Origin of the sequence: Glaciimonas sp. PAMC28666 (assembly GCF_016917355.1) — a bacterium.
In the GTDB taxonomy this organism is placed as follows: domain Bacteria; phylum Pseudomonadota; class Gammaproteobacteria; order Burkholderiales; family Burkholderiaceae_D; genus Glaciimonas.
In genome coordinates, this window is record NZ_CP070304.1 from 3,304,416 (window position 1) to 3,330,114 (window position 25,699).

20 protein-coding genes are annotated in these 25,699 nt (G+C 50.6%); all 20 read left to right on the plus strand.

Annotation, left to right across the window (positions count from 1 at the left end; all coding sequences use genetic code 11):
• Positions 1 to 238 precede the first annotated feature (238 nt).
• The 20 genes from scpB (at position 239) to JQN73_RS14260 (ending at position 25,683) form a co-directional block, all read left to right on the plus strand.
• Complete coding sequence (gene scpB / locus JQN73_RS14165) at positions 239 to 1,240, plus strand: SMC-Scp complex subunit ScpB (protein WP_205319521.1); 1,002 nt, start codon at positions 239 to 241, stop codon at positions 1,238 to 1,240.
• Complete coding sequence (rluB, locus tag JQN73_RS14170; protein ID WP_205319522.1) at positions 1,227 to 3,701, plus strand: 23S rRNA pseudouridine(2605) synthase RluB; 2,475 nt, start codon at positions 1,227 to 1,229, stop codon at positions 3,699 to 3,701. Before scpB ends, rluB begins: the two co-directional genes overlap by 14 nt.
• Before the next feature lie 364 nt (positions 3,702 to 4,065).
• On the plus strand, positions 4,066 to 4,554 hold the full coding sequence (rimP, locus tag JQN73_RS14175) for a ribosome maturation factor RimP (RefSeq protein WP_205319523.1): 489 nt from the start codon (positions 4,066 to 4,068) through the stop codon (positions 4,552 to 4,554).
• Positions 4,551 to 6,110 (plus strand): transcription termination factor NusA, encoded by a 1,560-nt coding sequence (gene nusA, locus JQN73_RS14180; RefSeq protein ID WP_205319524.1) that lies wholly within the window; start codon positions 4,551 to 4,553, stop codon positions 6,108 to 6,110. Before rimP ends, nusA begins: the two co-directional genes overlap by 4 nt.
• Before the next feature lie 50 nt (positions 6,111 to 6,160).
• Positions 6,161 to 9,034, plus strand: coding sequence for a translation initiation factor IF-2 (infB, locus tag JQN73_RS14185; RefSeq protein ID WP_205319525.1), 2,874 nt, complete (start codon positions 6,161 to 6,163; stop codon positions 9,032 to 9,034).
• A gap of 199 nt (positions 9,035 to 9,233) precedes the next feature.
• Positions 9,234 to 9,623 (plus strand): 30S ribosome-binding factor RbfA, encoded by a 390-nt coding sequence (rbfA, locus tag JQN73_RS14190; protein ID WP_205319526.1) that lies wholly within the window; start codon positions 9,234 to 9,236, stop codon positions 9,621 to 9,623.
• A 163-nt stretch (positions 9,624 to 9,786) separates the two neighbouring features.
• Positions 9,787 to 10,764: a tRNA pseudouridine(55) synthase TruB gene (truB, locus tag JQN73_RS14195; RefSeq protein ID WP_205319527.1), complete on the plus strand. Its 978-nt coding sequence runs from the start codon at positions 9,787 to 9,789 to the stop codon at positions 10,762 to 10,764.
• 242 nt (positions 10,765 to 11,006) lie between these two features.
• Positions 11,007 to 12,842, plus strand: coding sequence for a translational GTPase TypA (gene typA / locus JQN73_RS14200; protein WP_205319528.1), 1,836 nt, complete (start codon positions 11,007 to 11,009; stop codon positions 12,840 to 12,842).
• A 229-nt stretch (positions 12,843 to 13,071) separates the two neighbouring features.
• Positions 13,072 to 14,064: an aldo/keto reductase gene (locus JQN73_RS14205; protein WP_240162271.1), complete on the plus strand. Its 993-nt coding sequence runs from the start codon at positions 13,072 to 13,074 to the stop codon at positions 14,062 to 14,064.
• A gap of 269 nt (positions 14,065 to 14,333) precedes the next feature.
• Positions 14,334 to 14,723: a hypothetical protein gene (locus JQN73_RS14210; RefSeq protein WP_205319529.1), complete on the plus strand. Its 390-nt coding sequence runs from the start codon at positions 14,334 to 14,336 to the stop codon at positions 14,721 to 14,723.
• A gap of 348 nt (positions 14,724 to 15,071) precedes the next feature.
• Complete coding sequence (locus tag JQN73_RS14215) at positions 15,072 to 15,347, plus strand: cupin domain-containing protein (RefSeq protein WP_205319530.1); 276 nt, start codon at positions 15,072 to 15,074, stop codon at positions 15,345 to 15,347.
• Between the two features lie 564 nt (positions 15,348 to 15,911).
• Positions 15,912 to 16,106: a Fic family protein gene (locus tag JQN73_RS22500; RefSeq protein ID WP_240162272.1), complete on the plus strand. Its 195-nt coding sequence runs from the start codon at positions 15,912 to 15,914 to the stop codon at positions 16,104 to 16,106.
• Between the two features lie 448 nt (positions 16,107 to 16,554).
• Entirely contained in the window at positions 16,555 to 17,556 is a 1,002-nt protein-coding gene (gene dusA / locus JQN73_RS14225) for a tRNA dihydrouridine(20/20a) synthase DusA (RefSeq protein WP_205319531.1), read from the plus strand.
• 248 nt (positions 17,557 to 17,804) lie between these two features.
• Positions 17,805 to 18,914, plus strand: a complete 1,110-nt coding sequence (gene ribBA, locus JQN73_RS14230; RefSeq protein WP_205319532.1) for a bifunctional 3,4-dihydroxy-2-butanone-4-phosphate synthase/GTP cyclohydrolase II — start codon at positions 17,805 to 17,807, stop codon at positions 18,912 to 18,914.
• Positions 18,915 to 19,104: 190 nt separating this feature from the next.
• The gene (ribH, locus tag JQN73_RS14235) at positions 19,105 to 19,593 is read left to right on the plus strand and encodes a 6,7-dimethyl-8-ribityllumazine synthase (protein WP_205319533.1); all 489 of its coding nucleotides are present in this window, start codon (positions 19,105 to 19,107) and stop codon (positions 19,591 to 19,593) included.
• A 291-nt stretch (positions 19,594 to 19,884) separates the two neighbouring features.
• Entirely contained in the window at positions 19,885 to 20,367 is a 483-nt protein-coding gene (nusB, locus tag JQN73_RS14240; protein ID WP_205323374.1) for a transcription antitermination factor NusB, read from the plus strand.
• A 280-nt stretch (positions 20,368 to 20,647) separates the two neighbouring features.
• Positions 20,648 to 21,814, plus strand: coding sequence for a pyridoxal phosphate-dependent aminotransferase (locus JQN73_RS14245; RefSeq protein WP_205319534.1), 1,167 nt, complete (start codon positions 20,648 to 20,650; stop codon positions 21,812 to 21,814).
• An 85-nt stretch (positions 21,815 to 21,899) separates the two neighbouring features.
• Positions 21,900 to 22,592, plus strand: a complete 693-nt coding sequence (locus tag JQN73_RS14250; protein WP_205319535.1) for a fumarylacetoacetate hydrolase family protein — start codon at positions 21,900 to 21,902, stop codon at positions 22,590 to 22,592.
• A 356-nt stretch (positions 22,593 to 22,948) separates the two neighbouring features.
• Positions 22,949 to 23,611, plus strand: a complete 663-nt coding sequence (gene maiA / locus JQN73_RS14255) for a maleylacetoacetate isomerase (protein ID WP_205319536.1) — start codon at positions 22,949 to 22,951, stop codon at positions 23,609 to 23,611.
• Between the two features lie 215 nt (positions 23,612 to 23,826).
• Positions 23,827 to 25,683, plus strand: coding sequence for an ABC transporter ATP-binding protein (locus JQN73_RS14260; RefSeq protein ID WP_205319537.1), 1,857 nt, complete (start codon positions 23,827 to 23,829; stop codon positions 25,681 to 25,683).
• Positions 25,684 to 25,699: the final 16 nt, after the last annotated feature.

Here is a 25,699-nt window from a genome sequence, read left to right on the forward strand (position 1 = left end):
AAAAATGGTCCCGCAGCTTCAAAAGCATCGGCTATCCGAAAGAAAAGAGTCGACTGATGCAAGGCAAGCGATAATCTCGCCTCATCATGTTCTGGTCCCGCCCAATTATGTACCTCCTCTAACGGGCGCCGGACGGCAGCATCAACGAGTTTCGATTTGATCAGGGCGCAGACGACACATTGTCATCTTTGAGCCTATATTCTGCACATTTATTAACAAATTAACCAATACGTCGTACATGGATATTGTTGAGGCTAAGAAAGTCCTCGAAACAGCGCTACTCTGTGCCCATGAGCCATTGTCAATTAACGACCTGAAAAAGCTCTTTGTGGTGCATGACGACGTTGAAGGTGAAGTCGATGCAACGACGATCAAATTGATGCTGGAAGAACTGCGCACAGATTGGTCCGATAAAGGTATCGAGGTAGTTTCACTCTCCACTGGCTGGCGCTTTCAAAGTCGCCCCGAGATGAAAATTTATCTTGAGCGCATGAATCCGGAGAAGCCGCCTAAATATTCGCGTGCGGCCCTTGAAACTCTGGCCATTATTGCCTATCGTCAGCCTGTGACGCGTGGAGATATTGAAGAGATTCGCGGCGTTACTGTGAATTCTCAGACCGTGAAAATGCTGGAAGAGCGCGGCTGGATTGAGCCTATCGGTTACCGTGACGTTCCGGGGCGACCGGGCTTATTTGCCACTACAAAACAATTTCTCGATGATCTCGGTCTGACATCTCTGGATCAACTACCGCCTTTGCAACAGGTTGCCAAAAATGATATGCAAGAAGGGACGTTGCTGGAACTCCAGGCATTAGAAGCGGACCTCGAGGCAAATCTGGCGGCAAACCGCGGTGCAGTACCAGGTGGGGAAGCACAGGATACGAGTAACAATGTTCCCGAGGTCCTTGCTGAGCCAGCAAATGTAAAGAATGGCGAGGATAGCTTCGCGTTTGAAGTGAGTGATGTTGATCAGAGCGACGTCCCGCGGAATGCGGATGATCCGATTGGAGCGGTAGACAATGAAGTTGCCGCAGTCATAGAAATACCAGAAGCAACTCCTAAGCATGCAGTGGAGCCGGGCGTCATGGAAAACATTTCTGACGAACTCGTGCACATACAGCCGGCTGAACTATCAGTTGCACCTAATGAAGTTTTTACCAACGACCCAACGCCTGAGTCAACTGATGATGATGTCAAGGCCGGTCCGCACAACTACGATCTAAACAATGAATCCACCTAGTTCCAATGATGCGCCGATAAACGACGCTACTGCTACCTCCCCCGAGTCGAAGGCGGCCAAAAAGCCGAGAGCGCGTAAAGTGGCGCCCGTTGAGGCCCCATCGACAGTGGAGGCAGCCCCCAAAGCCGCCCGTGCAGCCGCTAAAGCGCCGGTTGCCAAACCTGCGGCGACAAAAACCGCTGCTGCCAGTGCGCCGGCTGAAAAAACGCCGGTAGCCAGGAAGCCGGTTACGAAGGTTGCGGTTGCCGCACCTGCTGTAATAGCAGAAGTAGCGGCCTCGAAGCCCGCTGCGAAGAAAACTGCAGCCGCGAAGACCGTTGTTGCAACCGCTGCGGTTGCCGAGGCAGTTTCTGCGCCAACAGCAGTTGCAAAAACCGGCGTGGCGAAGAAAGCAGTTTCGAAGCCAGCGTTGAAATCGACGATTGTGCCGACCACTATGCCGACTATTAAGCCGGTTGTTGCGAGTGTTTCAGTAGAAGGTGCAGAGGCTGCCAGGCCGGTTGCGCAGAAGAAGACAGCAGCAGCAGCAACTGTTGCGAAACCTCTCGCCGCTAAAGAGCCGGTCGAGATCGCTCCAGTGAAGCGCGCACCGCGTAAGAAACCTGCGCCAAAAGAACTGGTAATTGAAGTCGCTCCTGCAGCTGCCTCGGTGCCTGCAACATTCACGGTCGAAAAATTGCCGCGCAAGCCAGCGGCACCGAAGCTGGTGGTTGAAGTGTCTGCCGCTGCGTCCGTACCCGGAGTGAGCGCTCCTGCGGCATTTGTGCCAGTTGCTTCGCCTGTAGATACAAACACAACAGATAAACCGGCTCGCCGTGGTGTGCGTGGTCCTCGTGCGTTACGTAGCAATCGCGCCGCACGGGCCCAAGAACTGGCTGCCCAGTCGCCTGCGGTACCCTATTTAAAGCCAACAGCGGGTCCTGGTAGTGCTGAATCAGTCGATCCTTCCGAGCCAAACGGGAACCGTGAAGTGCCGTCCAGTTCTCCGAATGCGCCCCGTGGCGAACGTAATCAGGATCGCAATGCACGCACCGGTGGTCGCAGCGAAGGTCGCACGCCCGGTCGGGATGGTCGCAATGGTAACAGTCTGAGCACGAACTCGCGGGATCGTCAGCAAGCTAAGAAACCTCATAATCAGCCAGCTCGACCAGGCCAAAAGGGTCCACAAGGTGCCCCGCGCGTTGCCGATGCCGATGAAGTATTTTCGTTTGTAACATCCGAAGATTTTGATGATCTCGTCACCGAAGATGAAGCGGGTGAACGCGCCGGTCGTAACGCGCCGCAAAAAAATGTCCGTCGTGATTTGACCGCGGAAGATGATGCACCAAAACTGCACAAAGTTCTCGCTGACGTTGGCCTGGGCTCACGTCGCGATATGGAAGAATTGATTATCGCCGGGCGCGTATCCGTCAACGGCGAGCCTGCGCATATCGGTCAACGTATATTGCCAACTGACCAGGTGCGTATAAACGGAAAATTGCTACAACGCAAAGTGTCGAAGCGTCCACCGCGGGTGTTGGTGTACCACAAGCCATCGGGTGAAATCGTTAGTCATAACGATCCGGATGGTCGTCCGTCGGTATTTGATCGTCTTCCTAACATGAAGGCTGCCAAGTGGCTGGCGGTTGGTCGTCTCGATTTCAATACAGAAGGCTTGTTACTCTTCACAACGTCTGGTGATCTGGCCAATAAGCTGATGCATCCACGCTACAACATTGATCGTGAGTACGCAGTACGTACGTTGGGTGAGTTGGAGCAGGGCATGCGCCAAAAGTTGCTGGCAGGTGTTCAGCTAGACGATGGGACTGCACAATTTTCCAAGATCGCTGATGGCGGTGGTGAGGGAATTAATAAATGGTACCGCGTGACGATCGGCGAAGGTCGTAACCGTGAAGTGCGCCGCATGTTTGAAGCCATCGGGCTAACTGTTTCGCGTCTGATTCGTACGCGTTATGGCGCGATGACGTTGCCGCGTGGCCTTAAGCGTGGTCGCTGGGAAGAGCTGGATGAAAATGCAGTACGCGCCATGATGGCCGCTAATGGTCTGGAGAAAACCGCTTCACCGGCAGCTGGTAACAAGGGGCGCGACGATGCAAGAGAGCGTGACCGCGAACCAAATGGTAATCGTGCAAGTAGCAGTTATCCGACTAATCCGGGCCAGGGCCCTGGTTTTAACCGGGCACCAGGGCAGGGTCAGGGTTACGGGCAGCCGCGTCAGAATCAAGGTCGCGGACCTAATCAGAGTCAAGGCCAGGGTCAAGGTCAAGGTCAAGGGTCAGGACCAGGCGGTCGTCCGCAAGGTCAGCGTAGCCGTCAGCCGGATCCAATGCAAACCGCTTTAGGTTTTCCGGACGCCGGACAGCGACGCAATAACAATACGCGTCCCGCTCGTCCGGGCGGCAGAACGCCGGGCGCGGATTATCAGGGTGTACCTGGTTCGCCACGCCGCCGTCCGCGGTAAATAGCGGATATCTCGTGGGGATGCGATGTGCGCTTAATGTTAAGTGGTATCGCTTTCCGTCGAGATTGCGCTGGACAGGTGCGGGAATTCGATCCAGATACAGCGTGCCCGAAGTTTCAATTTGACAACGGTTGCGAAGATCGAAGAAAAGGGATTCGCAACAAAAAACGGTTTCCACATTGCGGGAACCGTGCTGATCGCTTATAATTTATAGGTTAACAAAAGTCATTTCGCATATTGGCGTGAAAGACTGCAGCAAATAACAAGAAATAAGAAGATGGGCTGATGCCCATTTTTTTTTTGCTAAACATTTGCGCAGGGTTTCAAATTGATGGTATGCGTAGCTATTTAATGGAGAGTCGCCTTGCAGTTGCTGGAACTGATTGAAAAAACCGTTGTAGGCATGGACTACGAATTGGTAGAGCTCGAAAAGGCCGCTGGTGGTTTATTGCGTGTGTTTATCGATATTACCCCCGAAAACGTCGAGCAAGGTGCAATCACGGTCGAAGACTGCGAAAAAGTGACGCACCAATTGCTGCACGTCCTGACTGTTGAAAATATCGTCTACGAGCGGCTTGAAGTGTCTTCGCCGGGTTTGGATCGTCCGTTAAAAAAATACTCCGACTATCTCCGCTTTGCTGGCAAAGAAGTAATTATCAAGTTGCTGTTGCCGATGCCGGGTGCTGCGCATCGGAAGACATTTCAAGGTATTTTGCAGGCGCCGGATGGCGATAATCTGAAACTCGAATTTGAAGCAAACGATGGGTCGTCAGCGCTGCTGGATTTTACGCTCGCTGATGTTGACAAGGCACGCTTGGTGCCGCAGGTGAATTTTAGGAGTCGCAAAGCATGAGTCGCGAAATTTTATTGTTGGTCGATGCGCTCGCGCATGAAAAAAACGTCGACCGAGACGTGGTGTTCGGCGCGCTCGAGCATGCACTTGGTCAGGCGACTAAAAAACGTTACGAAGGTGACGTGGATATTCGTGTATCGATTGATCGTGAAACAGGCGAATTCGAGTCGTTCCGTCGTTGGCACGTTGTTCCGGATGAAGCCGGTCTGCAATTGCCCGATCAGGAAATTTTGCTGTTCGAAGCAAAAGAGCAAATTGAAGACGTTGAAGTCGACGACCATATCGAAGAGCCGATTGAGTCGGTTGATTTTGGTCGCCGTTTCGCACAGGATACCAAGCAAGTAGTTTTGCAGCGTATTCGTGACGCCGAGCGCGAACAGATTCTGGCTGACTTTTTGGAGCGTGGCGATTCACTGGTCACCGGTACCATCAAGCGGATGGAACGCGGCGATGCGATTGTCGAGTCGGGCAAGATAGAAGCACGCTTACCGCGTGACCAAACCATTCCTAAGGAAAATCTGCGTATCGGTGATCGCGTCCGTGCGTTTATTCTGCGGATTGACCGCAATGCGCGTGGCCCGCAAGTCATTCTTTCCCGTACTGCACCTGATTTCATCAAAAAATTGTTCGAGCTGGAAGTTCCTGAAATCGAGCAAGGTTCGCTCGAAGTCAAGTCTGCAGCACGCGATCCTGGCGTTCGCGCCAAAATCGCCGTGTTTACCAGTGACAGCCGGATCGATCCGATCGGGACCTGCGTTGGTATGCGCGGTTCACGCGTGCAAGCCGTCACCGGCGAACTCGGTGGCGAGCGTGTTGATATCGTGTTGTGGTCAGAAGATCCTGCGCAATTCGTTATCGGTGCGCTGGCTCCGGCGAATGTCTCTTCTATCGTCGTGGACGAAGAAAAGCACGCGATGGACGTGGTTGTTGACGCGGAAAACCTGGCAATCGCAATTGGTCGCGGCGGCCAGAACGTCCGTTTGGCGGCTGAGCTGACCGGTTGGCAAATCAACATCATGACAGCGGAAGAGTCAGCGGATAAATCAGCGGTGGAAACCGCAGCGGTCCGTGCTCTCTTTATGGAGAAGCTGGATGTGGATCAGGAAGTCGCAGACATTCTGGTAGAAGAGGGCTTTGCCAGCCTCGAAGAAATCGCTTACGTGCCGATTACCGAAATGCTGGAAATCGAATCGTTTGATGAGGAAACGGTCAATGAATTGCGCAACCGTGCGCGCGATGCATTGGTAACCGAAGCAATTGCCTCGGAAGAAGGCCTGGAAGGCATGGAAGATGCGCTGGCTAATTTTGATGGCATGGACCGTGTTGTTGCTGGTAAGTTGGGCTTGGCAGGTATCAAGACTCTGGCTGGCTTCACTGGTCTTGCGTATGACGAATTTGGCGCGATTTTGGCTCTGCCTACCGACCGCGCCCGTCAATTGATTAAAGAAGAATTTAAAGATGTGACCGACGATGAGATGAAACTCATCGATGCCAAGTATGATGATCGTGCTAAAGCCCTCCAGGCTAAAGCATGGAATACCGCGGAAGCCAAGTGATCCGCGAGGTTCCAATGTCGTCTACCGCGCCACATAGAAAAGAGGACTGAATGGCGAGTAACAATGTAGCCCAATTTGCCACCGAGCTAAAGATGCCTGCAGATTTGTTGTTGACGCAATTGCGTTCAGCAGGTGTCTCTAAAGATTCGACTGATGATTCACTGTCAAAAGAAGACAAGGATCGTCTGCTGGAACACCTGCGTCGTTCGCACGGTGCAGTGACGGATGGCGAGAAAAAGAAAATCACGCTGACGCGCAAGGAAACTACAGAAATCAAGCAGGCTGATGCGACAGGTAAATCACGCACCATCCAGGTTGAGGTCCGTAAAAAACGTACTTTCGTTCAGCGCGATGAACCTGTGGCGGAAACGCCTGAGGTTTCAGCCGAACCTGCAGTTGCGGTCGTCGATGAAGCTGAACTGGCGCGTCGTGCAGACGAAGCCCGTCGGCATGCCGAGTTGATGGCGCGTCAAGAAGTAGAGCTGCGCGAAAAGCAGGAGCATTTGGCAAAACTTGAAGCCGAGAAAGAAGCGCAGGCAAAAGCTGCGCAAAAGGCCGAAAGCGATGCGAAAAAAGTCGAAAGCGAAGCTAAAAAGGCCGAAATAGACGCCAAGAAAGCCGCTGTCGCCGCTGCACCTGTTGCCGCATCTTCTGCGCCGGTTCCCGCACCAGTGAAAACTGCTGACGATGCCGAGCAGGAAGAGAAGAAGCGTGTGGCTGCGGAAGACGCAAAGAAGAAAGTAGCGGAAGCTGCCAAGGAAGCTGCGGAAAAATCGGCTGCGACTGAACGTGCGCGTAAAGCAGTGCAGGATGAAGTCGCCCAGATTAAAGCGATGATGAATGCGCCACGTCGCGTCATCAAAGCCCCGGAACCTGTAGCGCCGCCAGTGGTTGTAAAGGCAGCGCCTGCTGGAACGTTACACAAGCCTGCGGATAAAAAACCGGGCGAGAAAAAAGACGACAAGAAAGTTGTCGTCGATAAGAAATCGATTAAGTCTGCAAATGTTTCCTCGACCTGGTCTGATGACGCTAAAAAACGCGGCGCCGGTATCAAGACCCGTGGCAACACTGGTGGCGGTCGCGATGGTTGGCGCAGTGGTGGTAAGGGACGTCGTAATTCACATAGTGATGATCACGAAACCAACTTCCAGGTACCGACTGAAGCGGTGGTGAAGGACGTGTATGTTCCTGAAACCATTACGGTTGCTGAGCTTGCCCACAAAATGGCAGTAAAAGCGTCAGAAGTGATCAAGCATCTGATGAAACTCGGTCAAATGGTCACCATTAATCAGGTGTTAGACCAGGAAACTTCCATGATTTTGGTGGAAGAAATGGGTCACACAGCGCATGCAGCCAAAGAAGACGATCCAGAGGCATTGCTGGTCGACGGTGAAGAACAGGCAGATGCAGAATTGGTGTCTCGTGCACCGGTAGTGACTGTCATGGGTCACGTTGATCATGGTAAAACTTCGCTGCTGGATTACATCCGTCGTTCTAAAGTGGCATCTGGTGAAGCGGGCGGAATTACGCAACACATCGGTGCATATCACGTTGAAACGCCTGGTGGCATGATTACCTTCCTGGATACTCCCGGCCATGAAGCATTTACGGCAATGCGTGCACGTGGTGCGAAAGCGACCGATATCGTAATTTTGGTCGTTGCTGGCGATGATGGTGTTATGCCGCAAACGAAAGAGGCTATTGCCCATGCGAAAGCAGCCGGTGTACCGCTCGTCGTAGCCGTGACCAAGATTGATAAACCGGGTTCCAACATGGATCGGGTTAAGCAAGAATTGATCGCTGAGCAAGTAGTGCCTGAAGAATACGGCGGAGACGCGCCCTTTGTTGGCGTTTCGGCTAAAACTGGCGAGGGCATTGAAGCCTTGCTGGAACAGGTTCTGCTGCAAGCTGAAGTACTGGAATTGAAAGCGCCGATTACCACAGCAGCACGTGGTCTTGTGGTCGAGGCACGACTCGATAAGGGGCGCGGTCCGGTTGCAACAATATTGGTTCAGTCCGGTACATTGAAACGTGGTGATGTGGTCCTCGCTGGTTCAGCTTATGGTCGTGTTCGCGCCATGCTGGATGAAAACGGTAAGGCAATTAGCGAAGCCGGTCCTTCGATCCCTGTTGAGATTCAGGGGTTGACGGAAGTTCCGGTTGCGGGCGAAGAAGTGATGGTCATGGTCGACGAACGCAAAGCGCGTGAAATCGGTCTGTTCCGTCAAGGTAAGTTCCGCGACGTTAAGTTGGCTAAGCAACAAGCCGCCAAGCTGGAAAATATGTTCGATCAGATGGCCGAAGGCGAAGTCAAAAATCTGCCGATGATCATCAAGACCGACGTTCAGGGTTCGCAAGAGGCTTTGGTTCAGTCGTTGCAAAAACTGTCCACCAGCGAAGTGCGGGTTCAGGTTGTGCATGCTGCAGTCGGTGGTATTACCGAGTCCGACGTCAATCTGGCGCTGGCATCGAAAGCGGTCATCATCGGATTTAACGTTCGTGCCGATGCACAAGCGCGCAAGATGGCAGAAGCAAACGGCGTTGATCTGCGTTACTACAACATCATTTATGATGCAGTAGATGAGATCAAAGCGGCGATGTCTGGCATGTTGTCACCAGAGAAGCGTGAGCAATCGTTGGGTCTGGTCGAAATTCGCCAGGTTCTGCTGGTCAGCAAAGTTGGTGCAATTGCCGGTTGTTATGTACTCGAAGGTTTGGTCAAGCGTGGCGCATCGGTACGATTGCTGCGTGATAGCGTGGTCTTGTGGACAGGCGAACTGGACTCACTGAAGCGCTTCAAAGACGACGTTAAAGAAGTGAAGTTCGGCTTCGAATGCGGTCTGACTCTGAAAAACTTTAACGATATCAAAGAAGGCGATCAACTCGAAATCTTTGAAGTCGAAGAAATTGCACGGACGCTATAATTTTTAAGCGTAAATCACAGATGTAGCATGCACATGAAAGTGTGCAGGTAACACATCTGGTGATTCACAACTGGTGATTCACATCAGGTGGTTCAAATCAGGGAAATCGGGCTTCGTGCCCGATTTCCTTTTGGTGTATTCTGGAAGTTAAACAGTTTTTAAAGTAGTCAATTAGTGAAAGATACGGCTTAGTAGAGATATGGCTAAACATAGTAAATCCATCCCAGGACGCGGACTGCGTGTCGCCGACCAGATCCAGCGCGATTTGTCGGAAATTATCGTATTCGAATTAAAAGACCCGCGTGTAGGAATGATCACCATCACCGAGGTACAAGTGACGGCTGATTATGCGCATGCCAAAGTGTTTTTTACGATGCTCAACGACGATCCCGAAGCAATTCGCCTGACAGTGGCTGGCTTGACGCAAGCGGCCGGTTTCTTGCGGAATCAGTTAGGCCGACGTCTGACAATTCATACATTACCGGCGTTGCATTTTCATCATGATAATTCGACCGCACGCGGTGCTCAGATGTCGCAGCTAATAGCATTGGCAAACGCAACTCGCGCCAAGGACGATGGCGAAGATTAAAGCCGCGTTGGCCGCCGAATAGCGTCAGTCGCAGACTTATCTCGTGGCGCCGTTCGCTCGAAACGGCGACCGTGGTTATCTTGTCTTATCTTATTGATATTGTTTCACTCATCCCGCCACGCCATGTCAGATATGTCGTAGCACCTTCAAAGACCACCACCTCATGGCATCAACCTCGCCCAAAAGAATTCGTGTGCCTCTCGATGGCGTATTGTTGCTAGACAAAGCTGTCGGTTGGTCCAGTAACGATGCACTGATCAAAGCCAAGCGCTTGATGAATGCAATGAAAGCCGGCCATACGGGCACGCTGGATCCGTTTGCAACCGGGGTGTTGCCGTTGTGTTTTGGTGAGGCGACCAAGTTTGCGCAAGATTTACTGGATGCTGACAAAACGTATGAAGCAGTGATCCATCTGGGTCAGACTACGACGACCGGAGATACCGAGGGGGAGGTACTGGCGACCCGTGGTGTCGATGTTACAAAAGAACAAATCGAGACTGCGTTAGCGCAATTTCGCGGCGATATCAAACAGGTTCCTCCAATGTATTCTGCCCTCAAGCGCGACGGCAAGCCATTGTACGAATATGCGCGTGCCGGTATCACATTGGAGCGTGAAGCGCGTGACGTCACGATTCATCTGCTTGAATTTATTGATTATCAGGCGCCGTATTTAAAGGTGCGGGTGGTCTGCAGTAAAGGTACTTATATCCGCGTATTGGGCGAAGATATTGGCGCTGCGCTGGGTTGTGGTGCGCATCTGAACGCATTACGACGGACTCAGGTGGGTCATTTAACGTTGTCGGGTTGTCTGACTCTGGACGCACTGACCGCAATACCGGAGGATGAGCGGACGCCGTTATTGGCGTCAGTAGATAGTCTTTTGCTGACATTTCCGGCAGTTGTGTTGACGGAGCCTTTGGCGCAGCGGTTTTTGCAAGGTCAGCGTCTGACACTGGTTAAAGAAGGTGTTCCGCTTCCTTCAGGCACCGGTCGCGTGCGCGTGTATCTGGAAAAGTCGGATACGGGGCAGGCGGGCGAAGCAACCGTCCAACAATTATTAGGCACCGCCCAATTTCATGACTATGGTGTCCTGGCACCCGAACGATTGGTGTCGACCGCCTTAAAAAATAGCAATAACTGATACGCGGTCTGGTGTTAAAGACATTGTATTTTTAAAAAAATAAAGCAAAACTACACATTCCAACCCTTTGAAGTTAAAAGGCTTTTGCTAGTTCTTGCACTGCATCATGTTATAATGCTGGGTCTCCCGAATTCCGTTGCATTTTCCAGGCCTCTCAGGGTTTGTACTGCGCGGGCTTTTACCGCGCACTTGCTGCGTTAATTACCGAATTCCTTACTGAATTCCTCTATATCCATAACAATATGTCAAACATAAAACGCGCTATCCGCAACATTGCCATTATTGCTCACGTCGATCATGGTAAAACCACTTTGGTCGACCAACTTTTGCGTCAATCCGGTACCTTCCGCGACAATCAGCACGTTGATGCGCGCGTCATGGATTCGAACGATATTGAAAAAGAGCGCGGCATTACGATTCTGTCGAAAAACTGCGCGGTCGAATACGAAGGCACACATATCAACATCGTTGATACCCCGGGCCATGCCGACTTCGGTGGTGAAGTTGAGCGCGTGTTGTCAATGGTTGACAGCGTGTTGCTGCTGGTGGATGCGTCGGAAGGACCAATGCCACAAACGCGTTTCGTTACGCGTAAAGCACTGGAACTGGGCCTCAAGCCGATCGTTGTCATCAATAAAATTGATCGTCCGACTGCTCGTGCAGAGTGGGCCATCAACGCGACTTTCGAATTGTTCGACAAGCTGGGTGCGACCGAAGAGCAACTTGACTTCCCAGTTGTCTACGCTTCGGCCTTGAACGGTTACGCCAGCCTGGATCCGACAGTACGCGAAGGCACAATGACACCGTTGTTCGACGCGGTGTTAGAGCACGTTCCTGCACGCGAAGACGATCCGGATGGTCCGTTGCAATTGCAAATTACTTCGCTGGAATATTCGTCTTACGTTGGTAAGATCGGCGTTGGCCGTATCTTGAGCGGACGCGTCAGAGCGTTGCAAGATGTCGTTCTCCTGAACGGTCCGGATGACAAGCCGACCCGCGCGCGTATCAACCAGGTACTGACATTCAAAGGTTTGGACCGTGTATTGGTTGACGAAGCACTGGCTGGCGACATCGTTCTGATCAACGGTATTGAAGAGATCGGTATCGGCACCACTATTTGTGCTCCTGATGCGCCAAAAGGCCTGCCGATGCTAAAAGTGGATGAGCCAACATTGACGATGAATTTCATGGTCAATAACTCACCATTGGCAGGACGTGAAGGCAAATTCGTAACGACACGTCAGATTCGTGACCGTCTCGACCGTGAATTGAAGGGCAACATGGCTTTACGCGTGGTCCCGGCTGAAAATGACGATTCGACCTATGAAGTTTCGGGTCGCGGCGAATTGCATCTGACGATCCTGATCGAAAACATGCGTCGTGAAGGTTTCGAGTTGGCTGTTTCGCGTCCTCGCGTTGTCTACAAAATGGTTGATGGTGTCCGTCAGGAGCCGTATGAAAACCTGACCGTCGATGTCGAAGAAGCGAACCAGGGCGGCGTCATGGAAGAATTGGGTCGCCGTCGCGGTGATTTGCAAAACATGGAACCGGATGGCAAAGGCCGTGTTCGTCTTGAGTACCGTATTCCTGCGCGTGGCCTGATCGGTTTCCAGGGCGAATTCATGACATTGACACGCGGCACTGGCTTGATGAGTCACGTGTTTGATGAATACGCACCAGTTGACAATACCAAGGCTGAATTGGGCGGTCGTCGCAATGGCGTATTGGTTTCACAAGATGATGGCGCAGCCGTTGCTTACGCTATCTGGAAGCTGCAAGAGCGCGGCCGTATGTTTGTCAGCCACAATGATCCAGTGTATGAAGGCATGATCATTGGTATTCACTCACGTGACAACGATCTGGTCGTTAACCCGATCAAGGGCAAGCAACTGACTAACGTGCGTTCGTCAGGTACTGATGAAGCAGTGCGTCTGGTAACGCCGATCCAGATGTCTTTGGAATACGCGGTTGAATTCATTGAAGATGATGAATTGGTCGAAGTAACACCGAAGAGCATTCGTTTGCGTAAGCGTCATTTGAAAGAAACAGATCGTAAAAAAGCATCGCGCGATTCTTAATTGAGAAACGCTTGATTTGTATTTGATTCGGCTGGCGAACATTTTTTCGCTGCCGTTTCTGTCAAATCAACTGGTGTCAAACCCGTCAAGTGTGTAAGGCGCATTGCCTTTCACAATTGCCGGGTTTTTTGCGTTTATGGCTATCGTCCGCCACCTGGCTGGCTACGTTCTGCGCGTTTTAAGCGAAGGCGGTAAACTAAATGTCTACCCTTGATAGGATATCCCCGCTATGAACACGGCTAATTCTACGATGACACGACGTCTAGGTAACTCCCCGTTGCATGTACCATCTCTGACTTTTGGGGGAAATGTCTTCGGCTGGACAATTGATGAATCGACCTCGTTTCTTCTGCTCGATAAATTGGTCGATGCAGGATTGAATTTTATTGATACCGCAGATGTTTATTCGCGTTGGGTGCCGGGCCATCAAGGAGGAGAGTCCGAGACAATCCTAGGCAACTGGGTAAAACGTAGCGGAAAGCGAGACCAAATAATCATCGCTACGAAGGTAGGGATGGCGATGGGTGAAAGCCTGAAAGGGCTGAGCAAAGCGTATATTCAAGAAGCAGTTGAAGCTTCGCTGAGGCGGTTGAATACGGATTATATCGACCTCTATCAATCACATGAAGATGACCCTTCGACGCCATTGGCCGAAACATTGGATGCTTACGCGCGCTTAATCAAGCAAGGAAAGGTGCGGGTTATCGGCGCGTCCAACTATTCTGCGCCGCGATTATTGGAAGCAATGGAGCTAAGCAAAGCGGAAAACTATCCAAGTTATCAGTCCTTGCAGCCTGAATATAATTTGTACGATCGCGCAGAGTATGAGAAGACGTTGGAGCCATTAGTGCTGCAACGCGGGATAGGAGTCATCAGTTATTACGGATTAGCCAGTGGCTTTCTAAGCGGGAAATATCGAAGCGAAAAGGACTTGGGGAAAAGCCCGCGCGGACAAGCGGTAAAGCGCTATCTTGATCCGCGCGGCTTACGCATTTTGTCCGCGCTCGATCAGGTTGCTGCTCGTCTGGATGCCAATCCAGCGCAGGTCGCGTTGGCTTGGTTAATGGAGCGGCCAAGTATTACCGCACCGATTGCGAGTGCGACTACGTTAGCGCAGCTGGACGACTTAATCGCTGCCACGCGCCTGAAGTTGGACGTTGACGCTATAGCGCAATTAAATCAGGCCAGCGCTGAAAGCGACGAGGCTAGCAGGTTAAGTTAGAAAGAAGGTCTTTCGTGGGACGACCAAAAGGACTGCCCGGCATAGAAGGGAAGGGTAGCCACGTACGTGTTGTTATACGAGTAACTGCGAGGGTTTCTTTCATTCTCTAAATAAGAAGGACCAATTTATTGGTTACGATAAAGATCAGGCGTAAAATACTATGTGGCAACTTAGACCGTCATATTCAACTGAAGAGTGAACTTGAATAACAGATAATCCTGTATTCAACTATCGTGACACTCTTCGCCGGCATTTTATATGAGGCTGACATGGAGTTCATTCCATTCGAAGTAGTAACTGTTTCTGAAGCCAAAGCCGTCCTCGAAAAAGATCATGTAGCGGACGAAAAAGAAGTGAACTGGGAGCATGTTCGGCGCTCGGAAAGTCCTTCTGACGTCAAACTTAATGCCGCAACTTATAAATGGGTATTGACGCTGCCGGTAGAGGTTTGGCCTTTATGGCTTATGAAATACTTTCCGCGAATAGCAAACCAGTTTGCAGATACGTGGGGCTATCGATCAGCCTGCGAGGCCTTATTTGAGCAACTTTTAATGGATCAAAGAGGAACGCGCAAAGGGTTCCCCATGACGATATCCCGCGAAATCATGGCATTAAAGCTATGTTTCGAAAGCTCCTCGATCACCCCTCAAATTGTTTGAGCGCGCCATTAACTGGCAGCATTAATAAAGCGTTCGTGGATGTAGTTACGTCCGATAAGTTTATGCGAACAGTAAAGTCGCCACCTAATAGCATTGTCATATGGAATGTTATTTTGGTGGCGATCTCGATTTAGCAGATCGTGATAATGTTAGATTGTTTTTAAATTTATAACTGGAAAAAAGATTTTTTCCAGCAAAAATAATTCAGAGCATTGCCTTGGATTTAAGGGTCTATTGGCGATCTGATGTAATTAGCCGTAAGCACCCAATTTTTTCGTGTGGGAGTGATAGATTTAATCCGGACAACCTCGACCGTAAATGGTTGATAGAAAAATAACAGGATGCGATATGGATCAGACTGAATTTAAAAGTATTATCGCTAGAGAAGGATTTGCAGAAGGGTTGATTGTAGACAGAGATTCGAATGGATTTCTTGATACACATGTCCACCCGTTTGAAGCAAAAGCATTGATTTTGACGGGCGAGCTGCGTATGCGTGTAGGAAAAGTAGAGCAAGTTTATACGCCCGGCAGCGTGTTCCACCTGCTGCCAAACGTACCGCACGCAGAAAATTATGGCCCTGAAGGCGTAAGGTATTTAGTCGGTAGGAAAGAACCGACCTAAGCAAGGGTGAACTTCAACTGACAGGCAATAACCGTCAACGGCTTTTTTTCATGAGACCGTTCAACGCGCTCGAGCTTTCGGGTTTACTGGATGATTGTGAGAGGGCACAGCCTTGTATATAATTTTTGTTATATACAGGAGGTTTGTATACTTACTTTTAAAGTAACAAGTGTTGGTTCGTCGGGAGGGTTTATCCTTAACGAGGAAGCAAAAGCTAAACTGAATGTTCAAAAGGGCGACACGCTATACATGACGGATGCGGCTGATGGGGGCTATCGGATTACATCCTGCAATTCAAACTTCCAGCGTCAAATGTCTCTCGCTGAGCAAACCATGCACGATGACCGGGAAATTTTACGGGCATTAGCTAAATGACGGCATGGCGTTGGATCTGACGAGATTAGCGTACGCTATACATGAGAGCCAATTGGCGACGCACGGCGGTTTAGACGGGATACGCGATAAAAATGCGGTTGAGTTGGCAATGGTTCGCCCGGAACAGCTCGAAATCGATCGTGAGTCGAAGCCGGACGCCGCAGACTAGCGGCCGACTACGCTTATGGTTTGGCCCGTAATCACGGATTTAGCGATGGAAACAAGCGCACAGCAAGGGTAATTGCGCGTGTGTTTCTTGCCGATGATGCCATCAAACTTGAATTTTTTGTAGTTGAGGCGATCCGGACCATGGAGCAAACGGCAGGCCGCCTGCTCAGCGAATCGGAGTTGGCCCATTGGTTCCGAAAGTGGATTGTTCGCTAGGTTCTACGTACCTGCGTAAATCTTTCGCTCGTATTTGCCTTCATTTTTGTGTATCTTTGGTCATCATTTTCAAGTCTGTGCCCTGATACTAACGCGACTTGCTTGATACGGTACCCTTGCTCAAACAGACGCGAAATCGCCTCGTGTCGCAAATCAAGACATCTTAGATTAACAATAACTTGAGCTTTGGAAGCGCGCGCCAAAAGACTACTAATTGTTTCCATTAGTTACCAGACCATTCTTGCGCCATTCCTTTGGTGACGAACGACTTGCTGATAGACTTATGTCCTTTTCGTCGAATCGTCGCGAACAAAGTTACGCCGCGCCTAAATAGTTGCCATCTGCCTCATGATATTTTGATGCAATGAAGCATAAAATATCAAGTAAATCGGCGAAGTATGACGTCAATTGCATCAATAAATAACGATTAAAATCAGTATAAATATCAATGAAATCAAAGAATTACGGTAAAAGGCGCATATCCGTTGCGCCCATGATGGACTGGACTGACAAGCACTGTCGCGTCTTCCATCGACAGATCACTCGCCATACCTGGCTTTACACTGAAATGGTAACGACGGGAGCGCTATTGCATGGCGACGTGCCGCGTCATCTTGACTTCAATGATGAAGAGCATCCGATTGCGCTGCAGTTGGGCGGCAGCGATCCCGCTGATTTGGCGAAAAGCGCTAAATTAGGTGAGCAATGGGGTTACGATGAGATCAACCTGAATTGCGGCTGTCCTTCCGAGCGTGTACAAAAGGGCGCTTTTGGCGCTTGCCTGATGGCTGAAGCAGACTTGGTTGCCGACGGCGTGAAGGCAATGCGCGATGCCGTGGCTATTGACGTCACGGTCAAGCACCGAATTGGCATCAATGACATTGAATCTTACGATTTTGTCCGGGATTTTGTCGGGACGGTATCGGAAGCTGGTTGTCAGACATTTATTGTTCATGCGCGGAATGCGATTTTAAAGGGCTTGAGCCCTAAAGAAAATCGCGAGATCCCGCCTCTTAAATATGATTTTGCTTACCAGTTGAAGCGTGATTTTCCGAATCTGGAAATTATCATCAACGGGGCGATCAAAACGACAGCTGAAATCGATCTTCATTTGCTGCACGTAGATGGTGTGATGCTTGGACGCGAGGCTTACCATAATCCTTATCTGATGGCAGATTTTGACGCACGTTACTATGCGGATGGGGAAACTGCCGTGAAGTCACGCGCAGAAGTGGTAGAAATGATGATGCCTTACATTCGTCGTCAGCTCGCGTTGTACGGTCGCGACGGAAACGGTCTGCGTTTAAATAGTATTACCCGCCATATGTTGGGATTGATGGCTGGTTTGCCGGGCGCAAGGGGATTTCGGCAAGTGTTGTCTGACTCGAAAAAGCTCGCGACCGGAGATCCCGCGCTATTATTGGAAGCCATGCAGCGCATGTCGCTATAGTCGCCAATTACTGCAGTGATTGGCAATCTGGATCATGTGCGTATGGCCATTCCGTTTTGACGATAAGTTGGAATGTTGGATTGTTTTCTTTGCAGAGTGTCGTTTGAGCTGTCGTCACCTTCGCAGGACTTAATGATCATTGCTGTTTAAGTAGCGTCTGGTTGAACGTCGCCGATGCATAAATCTATTAAAATGACGGCTTAATGTTACGTTACAGCCGTTCAATACCGGCCTTTCAGGGCAACGATATGTCAATAGCAACAACAGAAGAAATTATCGCCGAATTACGCGCTGGTCGCATGGTCATTCTGATCGATGAAGAAGATAGAGAAAATGAAGGTGATTTGGTTCTTGCAGCAGATTTTGTCACGCCCGAGGCCATTAATTTCATGGCACGATACGCAAGGGGCTTAATTTGCCTCACATTGACGGAGGAGCGTTGCGCGCAGTTGGAGTTGGGGATGATGACCAGCCGCAACGGTACCGCGTATGGTACTAATTTTACCGTCTCGATTGAAGCGGCAGAAGGCGTAACCACCGGTATCTCCGCCGCTGATCGGGCTCGGACGATCCAGGTGGCTGTAGCAAAAAATACAAAAGCGAGCGATATCGTTCAGCCTGGCCATATTTTCCCGGTCAAAGCAAAGAAGGGCGGCGTTTTAATGCGCGCTGGTCATACCGAGGCGGGATGCGATCTCACTCACATGGCGGGCTTGACACCGGCCTCGGTCATTTGTGAGATCCTTAACGACGACGGCAGCATGGCGCGTTTACCTGACCTGTTGGTGTTTGCCACAGAACATAACCTTAAGGTTGGTACAATTGCCGATCTGATTCATTACCGTAGTCATCATGAGAGCGTAATCGAGCGGCTAGCTGAGCGCACGACGCATACTGCACAGGGAACGTTCAAGACCATTGCCTATCGCGACACGCCAAGCGGCGGGGCGCATCTGGCCTTAATGCATGGGACGCCGACGCCTGACGTAGAGACGTTAGTGCGGGTGCACCAGCCCGTCTCGATACTGGACTTGTTAGAAACCCAGGCGACCAATCACTCCTGGAACATGACGTCGGCGCTGGAGGCGATTGCAGCCTCGCCTTGCGGCGTAGTGGTACTCCTGAATTGCGAGCAGTCTTCTGAGCAGATATTTGCGAAATTTGCGGCGCTTGCCGATTGTGCTGATGGCAATGTCACATTACCGCGACTGGATTTACGGACTTATGGCATTGGCGCGCAGATTTTGAAGGATCTCGGAGTAGGTAAAATGAAATTGTTAGCCAGTCCGCGAAAAATGCCCTCAATGGTCGGGTTTGAGCTTGAGGTAACCGGCTATCAAAACAAGCCGAATAGTTGAAGTTGGTGGTGCCAGCCAAGTGACAGCAATATCCAACAAAAAGTTAACGACGTTTTGTTGTAACGAAATGGGCACAAGGCTTGCGCGTGGCGTATGTGTCTAATGCAAAAAGGTTGAAGCTTTTTCCATTACCAAGAATTAATTGCGGTCATTTAATAAATGTTTAGCGCGCAGCGCATAAAGGAAAACCATGACAGTCGGAACTTACGAACCTAATCTGGATGGCGTCGGTTTGCGGATCGGTATTGTACAAGCGCGTTTTAATGAGGATGTTTGCCACGGCCTCCTATCCGCTTGTCTGGGCGAATTGAAACATCTTGGCGTATTGGACGAAGACGTGCTGCATGTAAGCGTTCCCGGCGCATTGGAAATCCCGCTAGCATTACAAAAATTAGCGGAAACGGCGCAATTCGATGCATTGGTGGCGATTGGTGCGGTAATTCGCGGAGAGACCTATCATTTCGAACTGGTTTCCAACGAATCAGGCGCGGGTATTAGCCGCGTCGGTCTGGAGTTTGGCATTCCAATAGCCAATGCCGTCCTGACCACCGAAAACGACGAGCAGGCGGAAGTCAGAATGGCTGAAAAAGGTATCGATGCTGCTCGCGTTGCGGTTGAGATGGCAAATTTGTCCATTGCTCTGGAAGAGTTGGCGGAATCGACTAGTGATGAGGAGTGACGCAAATCATTAGATTTGAGATTGTGATCTTACCCAAAGTAGAATGCGGAGTAGCGCAAGAAAATAATTAGTAACATTAGTAATAAAAAAATAAGCAAACAGGACTTACGCAAAATTGATCAGACCACGGATTTGTCAGTGCTGCTCCCAAATCGTTGGTTGGCAGAAGGAAGACAGCGCCGTGCTGCCATAGTAATTTTGCATAAGTTTTAGTAATAAGTTGCGCAACAGTCGTGCGTATTTAAATGGTTTACCGCCAGCCGTGAGGCTGGAAAACAAGTCGGAAAAATGATGACCAATAAATCCCAAGAGCATCCTAAGCACGCTAACCCTAGCAAAAGTCGTACACCGCGCCATCGAGCGCGTGAGTTCGCTTTACAGGGGCTTTATCAATGGCTGCTGAATAACGAGGACGTCTATGCCATCCAGGCGAACATCCGTGAAGCGCATGGATTTGATAAAGCCGATGCGGAGCACTTTAACTCTGTATTGTATGGCGCTATCAAGGATGCGGCCGCTTTGCGTGGCGAATTATCACCGCTGATCGATCGTAAAATTAGCGAACTCTCACCGGTTGAACACGCAGCCCTGTTGATTGGCGCGTTTGAATTACAGAATCACCTTGAGATTCCTTACAAAGTGGTGATCAACGAAGCGGTAGAGTTGACCAAATCTTTTGGCGGTATCGACGGCCATAAATACGTCAATGGCGTGTTGGATAAGTTTGCGGCAAAAGTGAGAGAGACGGAAGTCAACGCCGGTCGTCGTTCTTAAAAGTTCTGGCGCGGGCTTTATCGGTTTTCGCGCAAGTCGAGTCGTCAAGGGTGATCTGAAAAATAGTGGCGGCGTCGTTCGATAACTTGTACTCTGGCGCCCGACAGGTCCACCTTTTTCGGTCTTTTTGCGTGTCATTCCCTACGCAATGGGTAGGATAGCGGGCTCATCTCGATTGTTCAAATGGGGGCTAGTACTTTGCCCCGCCGCCACTCGGGGATTAGGAGTCTGTCGGTCCCGACTCCGTTGCCCCAAAGAGTTTAACTTCAAAGACGTTCTAATGAATCTTTCCAAACTTGCTTCGCGACTCGAAAATATTGCCCCTTTCCACGTTATGGAATTAGCAAAAATGGCGGTAGCGCTCGAGCATCAGGGGCGAGACATCATTCACATGGGGATTGGCGAACCTGACTTTACGGCACCGCCGCTGGTGGTCGAGGCTGCCACTGCAGCGATGCACGCCGGTAAAATGCAGTATACCTCTGCCACCGGTTTGCTCGCGTTAAGACAAGCAATTTCCACGCATTATCAGCAGGTGTATGGGCTGGATATTGCACCGGCGCGGATCGTTGTGACAGCGGGAGCATCGGCCGCGCTGCTCCTCGCATGTGCCGCTTTGGTGGAAAAGGGAACAGAAGTATTGATGCCCGACCCGTCGTATCCCTGCAATCGGCATTTTGTGGCAGCGTTCGAAGGCGCGGCTAAAATGATTCCGAGTGGGCCGGCGGAGCGTTTTCAGCTATCTGATGCCGCTGTGCAAGCTCACTGGGGCGAGAGCACCCGGGGAGTATTGTTGGCCTCGCCGTCTAATCCGACCGGCACCTCCATCTTGTCAACAGAACTGGCGAAGATCGTTGCCACAGTGCGCAGCCATGGTGGTTTCATGATCGTGGACGAGATTTATCAGGGTCTCACTTATGACGCAGCACCATTTTCCGCGTTATCGTTGGGCGACGATATTATTGTGATCAATAGTTTTTCAAAATATTTCAATATGACCGGGTGGCGACTAGGCTGGCTGGTCCTGCCGGAAGCACTTGTGCCACATGTTGAAAAGTTGGCGCAAAATCTGTTTATATGTGCCTCTTCGATAGCGCAGCATGCCGCTGTCGCTTGCTTTGAACCGGCATCGATTGCTATTTACGAGGCACGAAAAGCGGAATTCAAAGAGCGTCGTGACTATCTTGTTCCTGCATTAGTTGCTTTAGGTTTCAAGGTGCCGGTAACACCGGATGGCGCGTTTTACGTGTATGCCGACTGTAGTGATCTGAGCGATGATGCAGATCGACTAACCAAAGAAATTCTGAACGAAGTAGGCGTTGGCGTAGTTTCAGGTCTGGATTTTGGTCCTTTCACCGCTAACAACTATATTCGATTGTCCTACGCGACTTCGATGGAGAATTTGCGAGAAGCGGTTCGACGACTGACAATATTTTTCAAAAAATAGTAGCTTGCAACAGGCTGATTGTGTGATTTGAATATTCGTGCTGCACTGAACGCGGCACCCCCTACGCTAAATCAAGGAATTTTCCATGGAATTCGTTTTCTTACCGCAGCAAGCGGTCGTGCCGGTTGAAGGAAGTAAGCAGTTGTTTCCCGTTCATCGGATTTATTGCGTCGGGCGCAACTATGCTGAGCACGCAAAAGAGATGGGTGATAGCGGCCGTGAGGCTCCGTTCTTTTTTATGAAGCCAGCGGATGCTGTGCTGCCGGTCGCGCACGGTACCGTCGGGGAAATGCCTTATCCAGCGATGACCAAAGATTTGCACCATGAAATCGAATTAGTGGTGGCACTCTCGAGTGGTGGAAAAAATATTCCTGCGGCCGAAGCGGCCAGTCATATTTATGGTTATGCCGTCGGTCTTGACATGACGCGCCGTGATTTACAGGCGGAGGCAAAAAAGCTGGGGCGCCCGTGGTGTACCAGCAAAGGGTTCGATCAGTCAGCACCGATTTCATCCATCCATCCTATCAGCGTCACGGGGCCGATTGAACACGGTGCAATTCACCTCAACGTCAATGGACAAGCGCGTCAGACGGGGGATATTAATCAATTGATCTGGAGCATCGCAGAAACCATAGAGCAACTGTCCAACTTCTATGAATTGCGTGCCGGTGATCTGATTTTTACAGGCACGCCTGCGGGAGTTGCAGCCGTGGTTAAAGGTGATCTGTTGGAGGGTAGCGTTGAGGGCGTCGGCGATCTGCGTTTGCGGCTGGTCTGATTGGTGCATCATCTATTAGCGCACGCCACAATTGTGCTTGATGTTGTTTAAGGCAGTAATATTCAAAGCGGGACCACTCTACGCAGCATTCGCAGTATCCGCACTATTTTTGCGCGCCTCAATGTAATAAACCCATTCATCTTGCAGGTGAATGGATTCCTTCGATCGTTTTTTGATTGCAGGGAAAGAAGCCAAATAAGCTACGCCGACCGTCGGCATCTCAACCGGCCCTCGCAGCTTGTGCGCCTTTTTTGAGATGTGCCGGTCGAGCACCAGTACTCTTTTGAATCCTGCAAGGCAGCGCGATGAGCGCTTGACCGAGCGACGACATAACGCACCAGTTCACAGGAAAATGCATGAAACTCTACAGTTACTTTCGCAGTTCTGCCGCCTATCGAGTGCGTATCGCGCTAAACCTGAAAGAGTTGCCTTGCGATATCATTCCTGTGCATCTGGTGAAACATGGTGGAGAGCAGTTAAGCCCGATGTATCGGCAGTTGAATCCAAGCGGCCAGGTACCGACCATGGTCGATGAAGATGCTGTGGAGGGACGTGCGGTGCTGACGCAATCCCTGGCAATAATCGAATATCTCGACGAAATGTACCCTCATGTAGCGTTACTGCCCAAAACGCCGCTAGACCGGGCGTTTGTGCGTAGCATTGCTCTTACGATCGCGTGTGATATTCATCCGGTCAATAATTTACGCGTGTTACGTTATCTGGTGCGCGACCTGAAGGTGGAAGACGAAGCCAAGAACGTTTGGTATCGCCATTGGTGTGAGTTGGGTTTGGCAGCACTCGAAACGACGCTCGCGTCCGATGCACGGGTAGGGAAGTTCTGCTTTGGCGATACGCCTACTTTGGCGGATTGTTGTCTGGTTCCGCAATTGTTTAACGCAAGCAGACAGAAATGCAACTTATCGGCGTTTCCTACGTTGACGCGCATTAACGATAACTGCCTTCAACTTGATGCGTTTATTATGGCGGCGCCGGAAAATCAGATTGACGCTGAAATTTGATCGGTATTTGGGAGGTCTCCCCGCCAGAAATACCTAATTCGTTGCAGTTTACCGGTGTTCAGTCATTGTTATAAACGTCCCACCTTCTGCCTCAACGGTATGCAGCGACAGTGTGCTTTGTCGACCTGCACTGCCATACGCAATAATTGCCTTCCGCCACCGCATATCATCGGTTAGAGAGGCACGTTTTAACAGATTTTATTTGGAGTATTTGTATGTTTAGTCTGTTTGAAAAATTGATACACCCTTATCCTGAAACAGTCATTGCGCCGCCACCGCGCGGGTTTGTCGCGTTTGTATGGGCCTGCACCAAAGGCTTGCGCCGCTACATCATTGCGATGACTTTGTTGACTGCCACCATCGGTGCATTTGAGGCAGTATTGTTTGCAATGATGGGAAAAATTGTAGATTGGCTGAGTCATGTGCAGCCATCGTTATTGTGGACTCAGGAACGCGGGAATTTGATATTGCTGGCAATCGTCCTGATCGCCAGCATCATCGTCGTCGCGTTTCAGACACTGTTTAAACAGCAGGCATTGGCGGGTAACTTTCCCATGATGTTGCGATGGAATTTTCATCGCCTGATGCTTAATCAAAGCATGGATTTTTATCAGGATGAATTTGCAGGGCGCGTTGCCGCCAAGGTCATGCAAACCGCGTTAGCTGTGCGTGATATCTGTATGATTTTGGGAGATATCTTGGTTTTCGTAATGATCTACTTTGTCACGTTAGTGGCGGTAGTCGGCGGCTTTAATCTATGGATGTTATTGCCGTTTCTAGGGTGGGTTGTTTTATACGGATTCGCCTTGCGCTATTTTGTGCCGCGCCTCAGCCGCGTAGCGCAATCGCAAGCCGACGCCCGCTCGTTGATGACTGGCCGCATAACCGACGCTTATACCAACATTGCGACCGTAAAACTGTTTTCTCATGCTGGTCGTGAGGCTGGCTATGCACGCACAGCGATGCAAGAATTTTTGCAAACGGTACACCGGCAAATGCGGCTGGTGAGCGGCTTCGAGATCATCAACCATATCCTCAGCATGCTACTGATTATCAGTACTGCGGGGATGGTCCTGTGGCTTTGGACCCAAGGCCAGGTCGGCATCGGTGCAGTGGCGGCCGCTACTGCAATGGCGCTGCGGCTGAGTGGCATCTCACATTGGGTTATGTGGGAAATGGCATCGTTGTTCGAGCAGGTTGGCACTGTCCAGGACGGTATCAATACATTGTCCCGGGCGCACACGATTAATGATCTTCCCGATGCAAAAGCATTGCGTGTCAAAAGGGGAGAAGTGCGCTTTGAGGACGTGCATTTCTCATACGGTGGTCCGCGTCCTGTGATTCAAAATCTGTCGTTGAATATAAGCCCCGGTGAAAAGATCGGCCTGGTGGGACGTTCTGGTTCAGGCAAGTCCACTATCGTTAACTTGTTATTGCGGTTTTTTGACGTGGAACAAGGAAGGATACTGATTGATGACGTTGATATTCATCATGTCACGCAAGACAGTTTGCGGGCACAGGTGGGTATGGTGACGCAGGACACGTCGTTATTGCATCGGTCGGTGCGTGACAATATTCTTTACGGTCGCCCTGATGCTACCGATGCCGACATGATCGCCGCCGCCAAACGTGCCGAGGCCCATGAGTTCATTCTCGATTTGATGGATGCAAAAGGCCGCGTCGGTTACGATGCACACGTCGGTGAGCGGGGCGTCAAATTATCAGGTGGTCAGCGTCAAAGAATTGCAATCGCTCGCGTGATGTTGAAAGATGCGCCGATTTTGCTGCTCGACGAAGCCACGAGTGCCTTGGATTCGGAAGTGGAGTCAGCCATTCAGGCCAGCTTGTATCGTTTGATGGAAGGTAAAACAGTGGTCGCGATTGCGCACCGACTCTCGACTATCGCAGCGATGGATCGTCTGATCGTGCTGGATAAAGGTCGAATAGTGGAGCAAGGAAGTCACCATCAGTTGCTCGCCAATGATGGACTTTATGCGCGACTTTGGGCGCATCAAAGTGGGGGCTTTTTGGGTGAGGAGACTGATAACGAATTGGTAGGGAAGGCGGCTTGAAAGCGCGTGCGTGGAT

Excerpts from the sequence above, each read along its gene's own strand:
- infB (WP_205319525.1), top strand. The coding sequence starts at position 6,161 with ATGGCGAGTAACAATGTAGCCCAATTTGCCACCGAGCTAAAGATGCCT.
- JQN73_RS14245 (WP_205319534.1), top strand. The coding sequence starts at position 20,648 with ATGAATCTTTCCAAACTTGCTTCGCGACTCGAAAATATTGCCCCTTTC.
- JQN73_RS14215 (WP_205319530.1), top strand. The coding sequence starts at position 15,072 with ATGGATCAGACTGAATTTAAAAGTATTATCGCTAGAGAAGGATTTGCA.
- rbfA (WP_205319526.1), top strand. The coding sequence starts at position 9,234 with ATGGCTAAACATAGTAAATCCATCCCAGGACGCGGACTGCGTGTCGCC.
- dusA (WP_205319531.1), top strand. The coding sequence starts at position 16,555 with ATGAAATCAAAGAATTACGGTAAAAGGCGCATATCCGTTGCGCCCATG.
- JQN73_RS14260 (WP_205319537.1), top strand. The coding sequence starts at position 23,827 with ATGTTTAGTCTGTTTGAAAAATTGATACACCCTTATCCTGAAACAGTC.
- JQN73_RS14205 (WP_240162271.1), top strand. The coding sequence starts at position 13,072 with ATGAACACGGCTAATTCTACGATGACACGACGTCTAGGTAACTCCCCG.
- rluB (WP_205319522.1), top strand. The coding sequence starts at position 1,227 with ATGAATCCACCTAGTTCCAATGATGCGCCGATAAACGACGCTACTGCT.
- nusA (WP_205319524.1), top strand. The coding sequence starts at position 4,551 with ATGAGTCGCGAAATTTTATTGTTGGTCGATGCGCTCGCGCATGAAAAA.
- typA (WP_205319528.1), top strand. The coding sequence starts at position 11,007 with ATGTCAAACATAAAACGCGCTATCCGCAACATTGCCATTATTGCTCAC.
- truB (WP_205319527.1), top strand. The coding sequence starts at position 9,787 with ATGGCATCAACCTCGCCCAAAAGAATTCGTGTGCCTCTCGATGGCGTA.
- nusB (WP_205323374.1), top strand. The coding sequence starts at position 19,885 with ATGACCAATAAATCCCAAGAGCATCCTAAGCACGCTAACCCTAGCAAA.
- maiA (WP_205319536.1), top strand. The coding sequence starts at position 22,949 with ATGAAACTCTACAGTTACTTTCGCAGTTCTGCCGCCTATCGAGTGCGT.
- JQN73_RS14250 (WP_205319535.1), top strand. The coding sequence starts at position 21,900 with ATGGAATTCGTTTTCTTACCGCAGCAAGCGGTCGTGCCGGTTGAAGGA.
- ribBA (WP_205319532.1), top strand. The coding sequence starts at position 17,805 with ATGTCAATAGCAACAACAGAAGAAATTATCGCCGAATTACGCGCTGGT.
- scpB (WP_205319521.1), top strand. The coding sequence starts at position 239 with ATGGATATTGTTGAGGCTAAGAAAGTCCTCGAAACAGCGCTACTCTGT.
- JQN73_RS14210 (WP_205319529.1), top strand. The coding sequence starts at position 14,334 with ATGGAGTTCATTCCATTCGAAGTAGTAACTGTTTCTGAAGCCAAAGCC.
- ribH (WP_205319533.1), top strand. The coding sequence starts at position 19,105 with ATGACAGTCGGAACTTACGAACCTAATCTGGATGGCGTCGGTTTGCGG.